Origin of the sequence: Paraburkholderia saeva, assembly GCF_907164555.1 — a bacterium.
Lineage (GTDB): Bacteria > Pseudomonadota > Gammaproteobacteria > Burkholderiales > Burkholderiaceae > Paraburkholderia > Paraburkholderia saeva.
In genome coordinates this window covers 66085-80389 of record NZ_CAJQZC010000017.1, presented here as the reverse complement: position 1 = coordinate 80389, position 14305 = coordinate 66085, and the positions used below count along the sequence as shown (strand labels likewise).

Annotated in this window: 15 protein-coding genes; 4 read left to right on the top strand and 11 right to left on the bottom strand. The window is 66.0% G+C overall.

The genetic code is table 11. The annotated features are described in order from the left end of the window. Positions 1-23: 23 nt before the first annotated feature. Genes mdcH through LPA36_RS28385 form a run of 8 tightly spaced genes read right to left on the bottom strand, consistent with a single transcriptional unit; the run spans position 24 to position 7089 of the window. Positions 24-962 carry a malonate decarboxylase subunit epsilon gene (gene mdcH, locus LPA36_RS28420; protein ID WP_228883836.1) on the bottom strand — a complete coding sequence of 313 codons (939 nt, stop codon included), beginning with the start codon at positions 960-962 and terminating at the stop codon, positions 24-26. Continuing rightward, positions 962-1672: a malonate decarboxylase holo-ACP synthase gene (locus LPA36_RS28415; protein WP_228883835.1), complete on the bottom strand. Its 711-nt coding sequence runs from the start codon at positions 1670-1672 to the stop codon at positions 962-964. Before LPA36_RS28415 ends, mdcH begins: the two co-directional genes overlap by 1 nt. Continuing rightward, the gene (gene mdcE, locus LPA36_RS28410) at positions 1672-2484 is read right to left on the bottom strand and encodes a biotin-independent malonate decarboxylase subunit gamma (RefSeq protein ID WP_228883834.1); all 813 of its coding nucleotides are present in this window, start codon (positions 2482-2484) and stop codon (positions 1672-1674) included. Before mdcE ends, LPA36_RS28415 begins: the two co-directional genes overlap by 1 nt. Then, positions 2481-3365, bottom strand: coding sequence for a biotin-independent malonate decarboxylase subunit beta (locus LPA36_RS28405; RefSeq protein ID WP_228883833.1), 885 nt, complete (start codon positions 3363-3365; stop codon positions 2481-2483). Before LPA36_RS28405 ends, mdcE begins: the two co-directional genes overlap by 4 nt. Then, a complete protein-coding gene (locus LPA36_RS28400; protein WP_228883832.1) occupies positions 3362-3667 on the bottom strand; it encodes a malonate decarboxylase subunit delta in 306 nt (101 codons plus the stop codon). The genes LPA36_RS28405 and LPA36_RS28400 overlap by 4 nt, the downstream gene beginning before the upstream one ends. Further along, positions 3655-4611 (bottom strand): triphosphoribosyl-dephospho-CoA synthase, encoded by a 957-nt coding sequence (locus tag LPA36_RS28395; protein WP_228883831.1) that lies wholly within the window; start codon positions 4609-4611, stop codon positions 3655-3657. Before LPA36_RS28395 ends, LPA36_RS28400 begins: the two co-directional genes overlap by 13 nt. Positions 4612-4615: 4 nt before the next feature. Next, positions 4616-6304 carry a malonate decarboxylase subunit alpha gene (gene mdcA, locus LPA36_RS28390; protein ID WP_228883830.1) on the bottom strand — a complete coding sequence of 563 codons (1689 nt, stop codon included), beginning with the start codon at positions 6302-6304 and terminating at the stop codon, positions 4616-4618. Positions 6305-6324: 20 nt separating this feature from the next. Continuing rightward, on the bottom strand, positions 6325-7089 hold the full coding sequence (locus LPA36_RS28385; protein ID WP_228883829.1) for a GntR family transcriptional regulator: 765 nt from the start codon (positions 7087-7089) through the stop codon (positions 6325-6327). Between the two features lie 237 nt (positions 7090-7326). On the opposite strand from LPA36_RS28385, the gene LPA36_RS28380 reads away from it, so the two are divergent. The 3 genes from LPA36_RS28380 (at position 7327) to LPA36_RS28370 (ending at position 9490) form a co-directional block, all read left to right on the top strand. Continuing rightward, positions 7327-8625, top strand: a complete 1299-nt coding sequence (locus LPA36_RS28380) for an MFS transporter (RefSeq protein WP_228883857.1) — start codon at positions 7327-7329, stop codon at positions 8623-8625. Positions 8626-8937: 312 nt separating this feature from the next. Then, the gene (locus tag LPA36_RS28375) at positions 8938-9231 is read left to right on the top strand and encodes a type II toxin-antitoxin system Phd/YefM family antitoxin (RefSeq protein WP_228883856.1); all 294 of its coding nucleotides are present in this window, start codon (positions 8938-8940) and stop codon (positions 9229-9231) included. Further along, positions 9188-9490, top strand: coding sequence for a Txe/YoeB family addiction module toxin (locus LPA36_RS28370; RefSeq protein ID WP_228883828.1), 303 nt, complete (start codon positions 9188-9190; stop codon positions 9488-9490). The genes LPA36_RS28375 and LPA36_RS28370 overlap by 44 nt, the downstream gene beginning before the upstream one ends. Before the next feature lie 73 nt (positions 9491-9563). Here the strand turns inward: LPA36_RS28370 and LPA36_RS28365 are convergent, their stop codons facing one another. Next, positions 9564-10487, bottom strand: coding sequence for a DMT family transporter (locus tag LPA36_RS28365; RefSeq protein WP_228883827.1), 924 nt, complete (start codon positions 10485-10487; stop codon positions 9564-9566). A gap of 105 nt (positions 10488-10592) precedes the next feature. Here LPA36_RS28365 and LPA36_RS28360 point away from each other — a divergent pair, with 105 nt between their 5' ends. Next, positions 10593-11465, top strand: a complete 873-nt coding sequence (locus LPA36_RS28360) for a LysR substrate-binding domain-containing protein (protein ID WP_228883826.1) — start codon at positions 10593-10595, stop codon at positions 11463-11465. Here LPA36_RS28360 and LPA36_RS28355 read toward each other — a convergent pair. Next, positions 11450-12541 carry an ABC transporter ATP-binding protein gene (locus LPA36_RS28355; protein WP_228883825.1) on the bottom strand — a complete coding sequence of 364 codons (1092 nt, stop codon included), beginning with the start codon at positions 12539-12541 and terminating at the stop codon, positions 11450-11452. The genes LPA36_RS28360 and LPA36_RS28355 overlap by 16 nt on opposite strands. A gap of 81 nt (positions 12542-12622) precedes the next feature. After that, positions 12623-14305 (bottom strand): ABC transporter permease, encoded by a 1683-nt coding sequence (locus LPA36_RS28350; protein WP_228883824.1) that lies wholly within the window; start codon positions 14303-14305, stop codon positions 12623-12625.

Sequence of the window (14305 nt, the reverse complement as noted above, 5' to 3'; positions counted from 1 at the left end):
AGCCGCTGCTGACGGCGAAGGCCTCAGTGCCCGTCTGCGTCGATACGTCGGCGCAACGTGGCGGCGAGCCGCTCGAACGGGATGGTGTTCGCGGCGAGCGCAGCGACGTCCGGAAAGGTATCGCGCGTAATGTCCGTCAGCACCTGTCCCGGTGGCGCTTCCAGCACGACACGCGTGCCCATTTCGATCATGACCGTCAGCGCATCGAACCATCGGACGGTGTAGCGCATGTTCGTCGCGAGATCGTCGCGAATGGCGTCAGCGGTCTGCAGCGGCCGCGCGCCGCGATTGCCGACATACGTACTCGCGGGCGCGCTGAACGGAATCTCTTTTGCGAAGTCGCGCAGTGCGTCGCTGGCCTCGGCGAGCAGCTCACAGTGAGACGGCACGCTGACCGCGAGCCGGGTCGCCTTGCGCGCACCCGCGTGAAGCGCGCGTTCGAGGAACATGTCGAGTGCCGCGTTGGCGCCCGCCATCACGATCTGGCGCGGCGCATTGACGTTGCCGATATAGACCTGCGTTCCGCTTTCGCGTGCGTGAGCGGCGGCGAGCTTCTCCACTTCGTGTTCCGTGAGACCGCTGATCGCGGCCAGACCGTGACCCGACGGATACGCGGTTTCCATCAGTTCCGCGCGCCGCTGCACCATACGAAGCGCGTCGCCGAACGCGAGCGCGCCGCAGCTCACCGCAGCCGCATACGCGCCGACAGAAAGGCCGGCGCTCACGTCGGGCATCAGATGGTCTGCGGCGAGTGCACGCACGGTCGCGACGCCGGCGACCACCATCCCGATCTGGACGGCGACGGTCGAACGGAGTGCATCGGCCGTATCGAGCGACAGGACATCGCGATTCAGCACATGGGACGCTTCATCGAGCGTCGCTTTTGCCGGCGCGTGTGCGGCGAGGCGGTGCAGGTAACCTTCCTGCTGCGCGCCCTGGCCGGGGAAGACAAACGCGAGCATTACGCAAATCCTGTCGTGGCTGACCACGCGTCGGTCACGAGGCGCGGGCCGTGCGCGTGGCGCGCCATGACGCGCTCCTTGCCGGCGGCCAGCTCGGCGAGCGCGATGCCGCCTGCCGGTGTTTCGAGTTGCGCATCGATACGGACGCCGTCGCGCGCCGCGTGCCGGCTCAACTCCTTCAACAACGCGAGCGCGTTTTCGCGTGACATCCGCTCCGGCGCACGTATCAGCAGATCGAGATCGCTCGATGAGGTCACGGTGCCTGCATGGGTCGCAAGCTCGAAGCCTGTGCTGCCGGCCGGTCCCCAGATGAACGCATTGAGGATCGCAGCGTCACGCCGCAAAGCTTCGAGCGCGGCGAAGGCGGGCAGTGCGCGGCGCTCCGGCAGGGGCGTAACGTCAACGAGATCTTCGGGAGCAAATACGGCTTCGATATCGGCATCGCGCGCCCACGCGCCGTAGCGCTCGGCCCGCGTGCTGCCGCGAATGCCGATCGCGATAAAACCCGCCGCGACCTGCGCGCGACGCACGACACCAAACGGCGCCCGCTGGAAGGCTTCGCGCACCCACACCGGCTCGGTGTCGAAATGACTCAGGCGGCACAGCTTCAGCAGATCGTGTGTGCGCCAGTGCCTGCTGCCCGAACACACGGCCTGTTCGGGTTCATCGACGTGAAGATCCGAAACCGGCGGCACGGGGCGCACACGCATCACGCGTCCCATTGTTCGGCGAGGCGGCGGCGCACTTCAATCGAAGCCGCGCGTGTCGTTTTCGCGTTGTCAGACTGAAGCCGGTGCGACAGGTCGCGTGCGCCTTCGCGTGCCGAGCGGGTCGAATTGACCAGCACCTGACGCACGTGTTCGATCTGCGCTTCGCTGGGTGCGTCGGCATCGATACCTTCGATCAGCTGGTCGAGCAGACCCAGCTTCGCGAACGACGCCATCGAATACGACATCGGCACAATCTTTTCGCCGAGCGCATCGAGTGCTTCGACGGTGCGTCGCGTGACGCGCGCAGCGGCGTCCTTGCCCATCGCATGCACCATCGTTCCAGGCGCGTCGAGTGCGACGATGCGGTTTGCCTGATACCCGTGCGCCAGAAACGCGCCGGACATTGCCGGCCCGACGATCAGCGCAACCACCGGATGACCGGCATCGCGTGCGCACGCATAGGCGTCGACGGCGGCCGCGCACGCGAGGTGGATGCCGAGCATCTCTTCGCGATAGCCGTATGCCTGGCTCTTCACGTCGACGATCGCAATGATTGGCCGGCGGCGCGTGGCGCGGGCGTCGGCGGCGATTGTCTCGCGCACCACGCGGGCGAGCTGCCATCCCTGTTCGAGACCGACGACGTTATCCTTCGCACGCGGAAAGCGGTTCTGCGGGTCGGGCACCACCGCGATGAAGCGCGCGGTTTCGTCGCCCAGTGCGGCGTCGGCGCTCCACACGGGCGCCGCCGTCAGCGTTTCGCCGGCCAGCGCCCGAAACCAGCGCGCGCCGGGCGTCAATGTCGTGTCGTTCATGCGTCCTCCTTGCTGACCGCCTCGGAGCGGGATGCAGCGCGAAACACGGCGCGCATCGATTCGGGCGAGACCGTGGCCGGGTCGATGTCGCCGAGCCGCGCGAGATACCCCGCGACGTCTTCGGTGCGGTGCGTGGCCGGCACGCCGCGCGCAAATGCCTCGCGCACCGCGTCGTGTATCGACGACGTGTCGTCCTGGACCAGCATGTCGGCGAGACCGGTCGCCGCGCGCTGTTCGCCACCGATCAGTTGCCAGATGCGGCGCCGGTCGCTGGCGTCAAGCTCTTCGATGCCGGCTTCCTGCTCGATGACCTCGGGGCCGTTCATGCCAAGCCGGCCCGGTTTCGTGACGACGAGATACGAGCAGAGCGCCGCCGCCAGCGACATCCCGCCAAAACAGCCGACCATGCCCGCAATGACGCCGACCACGGGCACATGCCGTCGCAATGCGACGATCGCGGCCTGGATTTCGGCGATCACGGCGAGCCCGAGATTCGCTTCCTGCAACCGCACGCCGCCGGTTTCGAACAGCACGACGGGCCGCACGATTTTGCCGCGCTCGCAGTCGCGCAGCGCCAGCTCGAGCGCGCCGGCGATCTTGCTGCCCGACACCTCGCCGATGCTGCCGCCCTGGAACGCCGATTCGATCGCGGCCACCACCGCGGGCTCGCCGTTGATCGTGCCGCGCGCAATGACCGCGCCGTCGTCGGCCTGGCAGACGATGCCCTGCATCGGCAGCCACGGCGACTCGATGCGATCGAACGGCCCGAGCAGCTCGCGGAACGTGCCGGCGTCGAGCAGGGCGCGCGCACGTTCGCGTGCGGACAGTTCGATGAAGCTGTCGTGCAGCAGCGCCGGAACAGCCGTATTGGTCGTACTCATGCTGTGCCTCCCGATTCGGCTTCCTCGACGGCTTCGGCGAGGCGCAGCGCGACCACGCCCGGCGTCGCGCCGAAGTCGTTGATCTCGATCGTGGCCGCGCCGTCGTAGCGCGAGAAGAAGCGGTCCAGCACGTGTTTCCAGATATGGCTGTAGCCGTCGACGCTCGTGCGCACGATCACGTGCGCCGCCATCGCATCGGCTGGCGCGAGCAGTACTTCGAGATCGCCCGAGCCGACGACGCCCACATGCGCACGTGTCGTGACGGCGCGTTGCGCCGGATAGTCGAAAGTCAGATGTTCCATGGTGCAGCACTCCCGCTGGGGTTTCCGCTGGCGTTACGTTGAATGAGCGTATCGATGAAGAGGGTGGCGGCGAGCAGATCGGCGGAGCCGCCAGGCGAAGCGTTAAGTGCCATCAATTCGCGTTCGAGCGTCTCGAGCGCAGCGCGCCCTTGCGTCGTCGCGCTGCCGCCGCAGGCGAGCACGCGAAGCGCGCCCTGCCTGCCCGCGTCGAGTCCGGCGAGGCCAGCGCGATGCAGCAGACAGGTGTCGTCAAGCGACGCCATGATCGCGAGCAGCGTGTCGAGGCGCGCGGCGTCTTCCGGCAGGCCGGCAGCGCGCGCGCGCCTGAGCGCGGGCAGGCCGACGTCGACGACATGGGGAAAACCATCCTGCGCTTCGCGCCGCGCACCCCCAACCCGATAGCGCTGGCGGACGCGTTCGCCGTTGCTCTCGCTGACTGGCGCGGCAAAGCGGTCGGGAAAGCAGGCGATCTGCGCGGCGGTCCTGCAGATCGAAGCGTGCGTCGCACCCATCGCCGCTGCGGCCACCAGCAGTCCCAGAATCCAGATCGCGCCGCGATGCGCGTTACTGCCGCCGGTGGCCTGCATCATCGCGATTTCGCCGGCGCGGCCGATCTGCGCCAGTTCCGCGCGCAGCGTCGCGGACGGCGCACGTCCGCGCGCAACGCGTGCGAGGGCGGCGAACGTCGGTTCGAGCGCGTGGGCCGAGCGCATCATCTTTGCCAGATCGAGGTCGCGGTGCGCGCCGCTTCCGCGCCGGTCGACGAGCGCGGGCTTCGGCGTGAGTTGCGCTTCGTCGATCAGCGCGGCGACCGCGAGCGCGGCGAGTTGCGCGTCGGAAAGCGGCTGCGCGTTGGCGGCGAATGCGTCATGGCTTGCGCCTTCGGGCGAAGTCCGCCGCAACGCGCGCGCGGGGATGGGGGCGGCATAACTTTGAGCGCCCATCGCGTCACCAGCTTCTGAAACGTGCGGGCGGCGCGTACAGGCCGCCCGACCACGCAACGAGATCGTCGATGCTGCGCGCGGCGAGCAGCGAGCGCTTCGCTTCGCCGCGCCGGATGCCGAGGTCTTCCGGATACGCGACGATGCCACGCCGGCGCAGTTCCGCGGTTTTCTCCGGTTTCGCGCGCAGACCGATGGGCGTCACGCCGGCCACGGCGGCAAGCGCCGCGCGCCGTTCGTCGATGCCTTCGGCCTTGTGCAGATGCGCGATGCCTTCCTCGGTGACGACATGACTCACGTCGTCGCCGTAAATCATCACGGGCGCGACCGCCATGCCGCTTTTCTTGCCGACCGCAATGGCATCGAGTTCATCGACGAAAGTCGGTTCGCCGCCTTTCTTGTACGTCTCGGCAAGCTGCACGACAAGCTTGCGGCCGCGCGAAACCGGCCCTTCGTCTTTCAGCAGCTTGAGCCACGCTTCGCTCGAATGACGCCGGCCGCGCGGATCGTGGCCCATGTTCGGCGCACCGCCGAAGCCGGCAAGCCGGCCACGTGTGACCGTCGACGAATTCGCGTCGGCGTCGATCTGCAGCGTCGAGCCGACAAAGAGGTCGACGCCATATTGTCCGGCCAGCTGGCACAGCACGCGGTTCGAGCGCAGGCTGCCGTCGCTGCCCGTGAAAAACACGTCGGGCCGCGCCTCGATATACCGTTCCATGCCGACTTCGCTGCCGAAGCAATGCACGCTTTCGACCCAGCCCGACTCGATCGCGGGAATCAGCGTGGGATGCGGATTGAGCGTCCAGTTGCGGCAGATCTTGCCCTTCAGGCCGAGCGACTCGCCGTACGTGGGCAGCAGCAGCTCGATCGCGGCGGTGTCGAACCCGATGCCGTGATTGAGCGCCGCGATGCCGTACGGCTCGTAGATGCCGCGAATCACCATCATCGCGGTCAGCACCTGCAGGTCGCCGATATGACGTGGATCGCGTGTGAAGAGCGGCTCGACGGCGAATGGCCGGTCGGCCTCGACGACGACATCCACCCACGAGCCCGGAATATCGACGCGCGGCAGTTCGTCGACGATCTCGTTCACCTGCACGATCACGATGCCGTGGCGGAACGCGGCAGCTTCGGCGATGGTTGGGGTGTCTTCGGTATTCGGACCGGTGTACAGATTGCCGTGACGGTCGGCCTTTTCCGCGCACAGCAATGCAACGTGCGGCGTCAGGTCGACGAACATGCGCGCATACAGTTCGACGTACGTATAGATCGCGCCGATCTCCAGCTGCCCGTCTTCCAGCAGTTGCGCGACGCGCAGGCTCTGCGGGCCGGCGAACGAGAAATCGACCTTGTGGGCGATGCCCTTTTCGAACAGCGTCAGATGCTCGGGACGGCTGATCGTCGAGATCAGCAGATGCACGTCGTGCACTTTCTCTGAATCGACCTTGGCGAGCGAGCGCGACAGGAAATCGGCCTGCTTCTGGTTATCGCCTTCGAGCGCGACGCGGTCGCCCGGACAGATCAGCGTTTCCAGCGCTTCGACGATGCGTTCGCCGGGCAGGATGCCGTCTTTCAGCAACGGCGCGACGGCGGCGAGACGCCGGTTTTTTTCGTCGCGACGCGTGGTCCACGAGCGGGCGGCGGACGCGGGAGATGACGAGGATGAAGCGGTTGGCGTGGGGGCTTGCGGATTCATCGACGGATTCAACTCCCGGTTCAGGTCGGCTTGCGGGACGTACGCGGCCGGCGGGTTTTCGGTTGCGCGGCATCGGCCTCGACGCGCGCGGTGATGAAGCGATAAAGCAGATCGCCCGTGCCAAGCAGATGGCTCACGACAAGCGACTGCGCCTGTGCGATGTCATGCCGGCGCACGGCGTCGAGCAGGGCGATGTGTTCCTGGTCGGATTCGCCCTTGTAGTTCGGCAAACCCAGTTTGAGCCGCAGATACCGCTCGCCGCGCCGGTGCAGCGTGGCCATCAGCTCTTCCAGTTGCGGGCGCCCGGCGGGTGTGTAGAGGCTCATATGGAACGCGCGGTTGCGGGCCGCGTAAAGCGTCGAATCGGGTTCCTGCTCGGCCATTTTGCAGAGTCTCTCGCATTCGCGCAGGCTCGCCGCCGTGTGAAGCGGAATGGCGAGCCCGATTGCAAGACTTTCAAGCGCCGAGCGGATTTCGTAAATTTCTCGCGCCTCGGCCGCCGAGAGTGGCGCGACCGTCGCGCCCTTGTGCATCTCGACCCGGGCCCAGCCCTCGCTTTCCAGCTGACGAAGCGCCTCGCGCACAGGAATTGCGCTCACCGAGAAATGCCGGGCGATCGCGTCCTGCCGCAGCGGCGCACCTGGCGCCAGCGTGCCTTCCACAATCGCCGCGCGCAGCGCGTCCGCAATGACGTGGGACGTGCTGGCCCGCGGCACTGCGGCCTCTGGAAGAAGAGAGGCCTGCTTGCCGTCGTGTAAGGGAAAACCACTCGTTGCTTCGCTCATAGGATCACATATTATATATGAAATGATGCAATCTCCAGCAGGAGAAACCCGGGTCTGGGCCGCTTCACCGGCATCCCGCTGCACCGGCCACGCGCCGTGCGACGGTATCGCAGGTGAGTGAAGGGTAGCCGGACATCCGCGCATCATGGCGGCAGGATCGCCCGGCTTCCCGTCGGACGGACAGGCTGCACGGTCGTTCAGAAGCACGTATTCCAACCGTATCACCGGAGGAGCATGATGAATTCACTGACGGACCGCGCGACTGCCGCGCGGCATCGCACGCCACTTAACCGCTCGCAGATCGCAGGTTTCTGGGGCGCGTGGGCTGGCTGGACACTCGACGGGATGGACTCGTTCATCTACGCGCTTGTCCTCACGCCCGCGCTCACCGAACTGCTGCCGAACTCCGGGTATGCCGCGACGCCCGCTAACGTCGGCCTCGCGGGCTCGATCCTGTTTGCGCTGTTTCTCGTCGGCTGGGGGCTGTCGTTCATCTGGGGGCCGCTCGCGGACCGCTTCGGCCGCACGAAGGTGCTGGCCGGCACGATCTTCACGTTCGCAATTTTCACGGGGCTTTCGGCGACCGCGCACAACGTGTGGGAACTCGGCATCTATCGCTTCATTGCCGGCGTCGGGATTGGCGGTGAATGGGCACTGGCCGGGACCTACGTTGCCGAAGCGTGGCCGGAAGACCGTCGCAAGATGGGCGCGGGATATCTGCAGACCGGTTACTACGCGGGCTTCTTTCTTGCCGCCGCGCTGAATTACACGATCGGCGTGCATTACGGCTGGCGCGCGATGTTCCTGACGGGCGCGGTGCCGGTGGTGTGCGCGATCCTGATCCTGCTGCAGGTGAAGGAACCGGAGAAGTGGAAGAAGGCCGAAGCGCGCACCGTGCACAGCAAACCGCTGCGGGAGATTCTCGGGCCGGCTTACCGTCGCCGCACGTGGGTCATGTGCGCGCTGCTGACCATCGCGATCATCGGGCTGTGGGCGGGTGCTGTGTACGAGCCGTCAGCGGTCATCCAGCTCGCGACGAAGGCCGGCATGGCAAAACCCGAGGCGATCAAGATGGCGTCGATCGCAACCGGGCTGCTTTCGATCGCGACGATCATCGGCTGTCTCTGCCTGCCGCCGCTCGCTGAGCGCATCGGCCGCAAGAAGACGCTCGCGGTCTACTTCGCCGGCATGGCGGTGTCGATCGTGGGCGCATTCGGCTGGGCGTTCTATCTGCCGAACGGCCTCGCGCCGTTCATTGCGTGGCTCGTGGTGCTCGGTTTCTTCGGCGGCAATTTCGCGCTGTTCAGCCTGTGGCTGCCGGAGCAGTTCGAAACCCGTGTTCGGGCGACGGCGTTCGCGTTCTGCACGTCGTTCGGACGGTTCGTGGGCGCCGGCGTGAACTTCCTGCTCGGCGCCGCGGTGCTGAACATGCACACGCTCGGCGTGCCGGTTGCGATCACGGCGGTTGCTTTTGTGATCGGCCTGTTCATCATTCCGTTCGCACCGGAAACCCGGGGAGACGTGCTGCCGCAATGACCGGATGACGGCGCGGACATGATGCGCCGGGCCGCACGTTCACACAGACATGGCCATCTGGCCGACTGTCGGCCTGCCGCCGCCAGATGTCATGATCTGCCTCAAGGTTGCAGGCAGACGTGGCACTGGCGGCGGATTGTTTTGTTGTACCGCTATCTGTACAATGGTTCAGCCGATGGATAGCTGTCCTGTCCTCGACGTTTTCTCATGTTTTCCCTGGATTTTGCATGAGGGAGGCCCGTGAAAGCAGCGCTGCCAACCCAATCTGACAGGAGCGACCGGAGCGAAACCACTCAGGTCGGGAATCTGAAAATGAACGTACTAACTTATAGCGAGGCGCGAGCCGGCTTCAAGCAGGCGATGGATGACGTGTGCCGCGACCACACGCCGATGATGATCACGCGGCAAAGCGGCGAGCATGTTGTGATGGTGTCGCTCGATGATTTCAATTCGATGCAGGAAACGCTGTATCTGTTGAGCTCTCCGAAAAACGCCGAACGGCTTGCGCGTTCCATTGCCCAGGTGAAGGCCGGCAAGGCGGTTCGACGCAACCTGCTGACACATGATCAATCAGAAGAGCCGAAACAAAGAGGCCGCAAGGGCTGATGCCGCGTTCGCCTTCACCGACGAAGCGTGGGAAGACTATTTGCACTGGCAGCAGACGGACCCGAAAGTCCTGCGTAATATCAACGCGCTGCTGGAGGAATGTCGGCGCGATCCGTTCAGGGGCACCGGCAAGCCCGAGCCGCTGGTGGGCAATCTTTCGGGCTTCTGGTCAAGGCGTATCACGCGGGCCGACCGTCTTGTGTATCTGCCGGAAGATGGCTTGATTTACGTGATCGCGTGCGGTTTTCACTACGAGTAAAAAGCGTCGCGGGCGCCTGAATAGCGTCCGCGCCTTTTTACATCCGTCTTCGCTTACCTATGCCGGCGTGACGTCAGGCGCGCCTGCGCACGCCGGGCAGCACGACCGAAAGCAGCGGCCAGCCGAGGTTCACGCCAAGGCTCGCAGCGACGATCAGCGCCATGCCGGCGAGCTGCAGCGACGAGAGCGCGCGGCCGTAGACAAGTGCGTCGACGGCGATTGCCGTGAGCGGATAGACGAACAGCAGTACGGCGATGACGGGCGTCGTGAGCTTCGGCAGTGCGCCGTAGATCAGCACGTACGAGAGGCCGGTGTGCAGCACGCCCATGCCGACCACCCAGAACCATTGCTGCGGTGAAAGATGCACCGACGCAAACGGCGCGACAAACGGTGCAATGACAGGCAGACACACGACGCCAACGAAACATTGCGCGAGCGTCAACAGATGCGGACGCATGTCGCCGAGGCTCTTCGCGATCAGCGTGACGCTTGCATAGAGCACCGAGCCGGCGAGCGCCTCGCCGATGCCGATCAGATAGCTCGCATGTCCCTGCACGTTTCCGCTTGCGATCACGCCCGAAGCGAGGACAAGCCCGACGAACGCCGTGGCGATCCAGCCAAGGCGGTCGATGCCGAGCCGCTCGTTAAAGAGCGCGGCGCCGATCAGCACGACCCAGAATGGCTGCACATGAAAGACGACAGTAGCCACGGCGATGCTCGTGCGATGAATCGCATCGAAGAAACCGACCCACTGCGTGACCATCAGCACGCCCGAAATGACCGCGAGCGTCACCGTGCGGCGCGTGAAAAACCGGCGCGCGAAGAAGCCTTTCCAGGCGCAGTACGCAAAGAGCGCGAGAAAGCCGAAGAGGCAGCGGAAAAACACCAGCGTGAGCGCGCCGAGCCGCGCCTCTTCGACAAAAATTCCGATGGTGCCCATCAGCAGTCCGCCTGCGGCCAGCGTGACAGCGCCTTGCTGACGTTCGGTGATGTTCATGAAAACGGGCTCCCTGACAAGCATTCACGTATCGAGTATCGATGACTTGCCGATCGCTTACAAACGAATAAAATTGAGAAATTCCATAAAATAAATTGATGAATCATGCACCCTGAATTCGATGTCGATCTGTTGCGCACGTTCGTCGCGGTGGTGGAGGCGGGCAGTTTCACGAAGGCGTCGGTGACGGTGCACCGGTCGCAGGCGGCCGTCAGCATGCAGATCAAGCGGCTGGAGCGCATGCTCGGCACGACGCTCTTCACGCGCGACACGCGCAACCTGGCGCTGACACGGCCGGGCAACACGCTGCTCGAATACGCGCGGCGAATGCTCGATCTGCATGAGGAGGCGTGGTCGGCGATCGCGCGGCCCGATGTGAGCGGGCGCGTCGTGCTCGGCGCACCGGACGATTACGTGTCGTCGCTGCTTTCGCCGGTGTTGCGGCGCTTTTCGAACCTGTATCCGCGCGTCGAGATCGAAATCGTCTGCGCGCAGAGCACGGCGCTCGCGCCGATGCTGGCCGACAACAAGATCGACCTCGCGTTCGTCACGCGCGACCGCAAATTGCGCGGCGACCTGGTGCGCCGGGAGGACATGGTGTGGGTCGGCGCGCCCGACGACACCTCGGTGCTCGCAACTTCACCGCTACCCGTCGGGTTGTACGAGCATGGCTGCGTGGCACGGGCGCATACACTCGCGGCGCTCAACGGCGCGGGCATCAGGTATCGCGCCGCGTATAGCAGTGCGAGTCTGCTGGGGCTTGTGGCAACCGTCGATGCGGGACTTGCCGTCGTCGCGCTCGCGCGCTGCAGTGTGCCGTCGAGGCTTGCCATTTATGGCGAGGCGCAGGGCCTGCCGGACATCGAGCCGCTGGAGATCGTCGTTGCCCGCAGCGCGAAGTCGGACCGCCCGACCTGCGACTATCTCGCGGCGCAGATGATGCAGGATCTGTCGGTGCGCGGTCAGGCGCGCGCGTAGCCGGTCACTTCGCCGTCGACCGCGAGTCGTACGCGCTCGCCTGGACGCGGGCTTCGATGACCGGGAACGCGGGCGCGAATTGTCATGCCATTCAGTGGCGCCGCGCCGTTCGCGCGTGCTGCGTCATCGTCCTGCAGGTGCAGCACGACGCTTGCGTCCTGGCCGTTGAACGTCACTTCGCGCACGACCGCACCGAACGTCGGCGCGCCGTCGCGCGGCAGCTCGTGGGCGTGCAGCACGTGAATCTGTTCGGGTCGCACCATGACATCGATTGGACCGTCGGCGAGGGGCGCCGACAGCTTCAGTTCGCCGAGCGCGCACCGGGCGATATCGCGCGACGCGATGCCCGGCAGCAGCACCGCCTCGCCGATAAACGAAGCGAGTTCGCGCGAGACCGGTCGCCGGTAGAGCGTCTCGGGCGTCGCGGTCTGGATCAGTTTGCCGTTCCACAGCACGGCGACTTCGCGCCCGAGCGAAAGCGCTTCCGACTGGTCGTGCGTGACGAGTACTGCTGTCGCGCCCGCGGCGGCGAGCGCATCCGCCACTGCCTGGCGCGTTTCGAGCCGCAGCGCGGCATCGAGCGACGAGAACGGTTCGTCGAGCATCACGAGCGTCGGCGAAGGCGCGAGCGCGCGGGCCAGTGCGACACGCTGCTGCTGTCCACCGGAAAGCTGCTGCGGCGCGCGGCTCGCGTAATCGGGCGCGAGGCCCACGAGTTCCAGCAGCTCGGCGACGCGATGCTGCGCGCGACGCTGTCCGCGCGGCAGGCCGAACACGATGTTGTCGGCCACCGAAAGATGCGGAAACAGCGCGCCTTCCTGTGGCACATAGCCGATGCGTCGCTGCTCGGACGGCAGATGCAGGTTGTCGCCCGCCACCTGGCGGCCGTCGATTTCGACCGTGCCGCTATCCGCCCGCTCGAAACCGCACAGCACGCGCAGCAGCGTGGTCTTGCCGCTGCCGGACGGGCCCAGCAGCGCCAGCAGCGTGCCGCGCTCGACGGAAAGGTCGATGCCGTGCAGCACGGTGTGATTACCGAAGGACTTGTGCAGCCCGCTGATACGAAGATTGCTCATGTGAACCGGATAGAAAATGCGGGGCGTCGGAGCGTCGTGATGTGCAGGTGTGCGCGCAATTATGCGGCGATTTTGTGCGCGTCAGCGATTTGCGGTAGGGTTTTGCCGCGAGGCGGCCTGCGGGTTGGGTTCCGAAACAGGCTGCAAGGCCGACCCCAACGCGGGGTTGTGATCGCGCCCGAGCAGCGCCGAGCGGCCGAGCAGCGCGAACAGCAGGCCGGAGGCGCACAGCGAAATGGCCGCCAGAAGCGCCGCGTAAGGCGCGGCGGCGGCGAACGCAAGCGTCGACGTATCGGCCCACACCTGCGTGGCGAGCGTGCGTGTGCCGATCGGCGAAAGCAGCAGTGTCGCGTTGAGTTCGGTGACGACCGAAATGAAAACCATCGAAGCCGCCGCACCGAGTCCCGGGCCCGCAAGCGGCAGCAGCACGCGCAGGAACGTCTGCGTCCAGTTCAGGCCCAGCGCGCGGGCGGTTTCCTCGAGACGCGGCTGCGCCTGCGCGAGGGCAGCGCGCACGCTGACGAGCGCAAGCGGCATGAAGAGGATCGCATAGGCAACCACGAGCAGCGTGGCGCTCTGATACAGCGGTTGCAGCGCATGCACCGCGAGCGAAACGATGGCGAGCGCGATCACGAGGCCAGGCACGCCCTGCGCGAGAAAGACGGTGCGCTCGAAGAGGGTCGCGAGCCGTCCGGGAAAACGCACGAGTAGAAACGCGAGCGGAATGACGAGCAGCGTCGTGACGACGGCGGCGGAAAGCCCGAAACCGACCGAGGACATCGTCGCGTTGAACAGCAGTTCAGGTGACACTTCGGCGGGCGTGACAGCCGCGGCGCCTTCCTGCGTGAGCCAGAAGCCGATCATGCCGAGCGGCACGCCGAGCGTCACGATGGCGAGCGTGGCGAAGCCGCCTGTTACGATCCAGCGCCATGTGCCGAGGTCGTAACGCAATGCCGCGCGGCGCGCGCCGCGATCGACGCGCTCATACCGCGCACCGCCACGCACCCGAAATTCGAGCGCGAGACATACGAGACACAGCGCGATCAGGAGACACGCCATCACCGAAGCGCCGCTGCTGTCGAAGCTCGTGCGGAACTGGGCGTAGATCTGCGTCGTGAACGTGCGAAAGCGCAGCAGCTGGAACGCGCCGAACTCGGACAGCACGCCGAGCGCCACGAGCAGCATGCCGCCAAGGAGAGCGGGGCGCAGTTGCGGCAGCACGACTCGCATGAACACGGCGTAGCGTCCGCAGCCGAGCGCGCGTGCGCTTTCTTCGAGCGCCGGATCCATGCCGCGCAGCGAGGCGGCAACCGGCAAATACACCAGCGGAAAATACGCGGACGTGATCACCAGCAACGCGCCCGCAAAGTCCTGCAGATCGAGGCTGATCGACATCCACGCGTAACTCGTGATGAACGGCGGCATCGCGAGCGGCGCGGCGGCGAGCACGGCCCACACGCGACGTCCCGGCACATGCGTGCGTTCGACGAACCACGCGGTGGCCGTGCCGAGTACAGTGCACGCAAGCGTCGCGCTGACGGTGATCATCAGCGTGTTGACGAACAGCTCGCCGACGAGCGGTCTGAACACGAGTTCGATCGTGTCGTCGAGGCCGAACGTCGTCGCGCGGTAGAACGTGAACGCCAGCGGCAGCAGCACCAGCAATGCGCTGAGTGCCGCTGCGGCCAGCAGGCCGCCCGGCGCGCGCCGTGTGGCACGTGCCGGTGCGGGAGCCGCGGTGGCGGCAATGACGATTTCGCTCAT

Coding starts and splice junctions, on each gene's coding strand:
- mdcH (WP_228883836.1), bottom strand. CDS start 962: ATGCTCGCGTTTGTCTTCCCCGGCCAGGGCGCGCAGCAGGAAGGTTAC.
- LPA36_RS28415 (WP_228883835.1), bottom strand. CDS start 1,672: ATGCGTGTGCGCCCCGTGCCGCCGGTTTCGGATCTTCACGTCGATGAA.
- mdcE (WP_228883834.1), bottom strand. CDS start 2,484: ATGAACGACACGACATTGACGCCCGGCGCGCGCTGGTTTCGGGCGCTG.
- LPA36_RS28405 (WP_228883833.1), bottom strand. CDS start 3,365: ATGAGTACGACCAATACGGCTGTTCCGGCGCTGCTGCACGACAGCTTC.
- LPA36_RS28400 (WP_228883832.1), bottom strand. CDS start 3,667: ATGGAACATCTGACTTTCGACTATCCGGCGCAACGCGCCGTCACGACA.
- LPA36_RS28395 (WP_228883831.1), bottom strand. CDS start 4,611: ATGGGCGCTCAAAGTTATGCCGCCCCCATCCCCGCGCGCGCGTTGCGG.
- mdcA (WP_228883830.1), bottom strand. CDS start 6,304: ATGAATCCGCAAGCCCCCACGCCAACCGCTTCATCCTCGTCATCTCCC.
- LPA36_RS28385 (WP_228883829.1), bottom strand. CDS start 7,089: ATGAGCGAAGCAACGAGTGGTTTTCCCTTACACGACGGCAAGCAGGCC.
- LPA36_RS28380 (WP_228883857.1), top strand. CDS start 7,327: ATGAATTCACTGACGGACCGCGCGACTGCCGCGCGGCATCGCACGCCA.
- LPA36_RS28375 (WP_228883856.1), top strand. CDS start 8,938: ATGAACGTACTAACTTATAGCGAGGCGCGAGCCGGCTTCAAGCAGGCG.
- LPA36_RS28370 (WP_228883828.1), top strand. CDS start 9,188: ATGATCAATCAGAAGAGCCGAAACAAAGAGGCCGCAAGGGCTGATGCC.
- LPA36_RS28365 (WP_228883827.1), bottom strand. CDS start 10,487: ATGAACATCACCGAACGTCAGCAAGGCGCTGTCACGCTGGCCGCAGGC.
- LPA36_RS28360 (WP_228883826.1), top strand. CDS start 10,593: ATGCACCCTGAATTCGATGTCGATCTGTTGCGCACGTTCGTCGCGGTG.
- LPA36_RS28355 (WP_228883825.1), bottom strand. CDS start 12,541: ATGAGCAATCTTCGTATCAGCGGGCTGCACAAGTCCTTCGGTAATCAC.
- LPA36_RS28350 (WP_228883824.1), bottom strand. CDS start 14,305: ATGAGCGAAATCGTCATTGCCGCCACCGCGGCTCCCGCACCGGCACGT.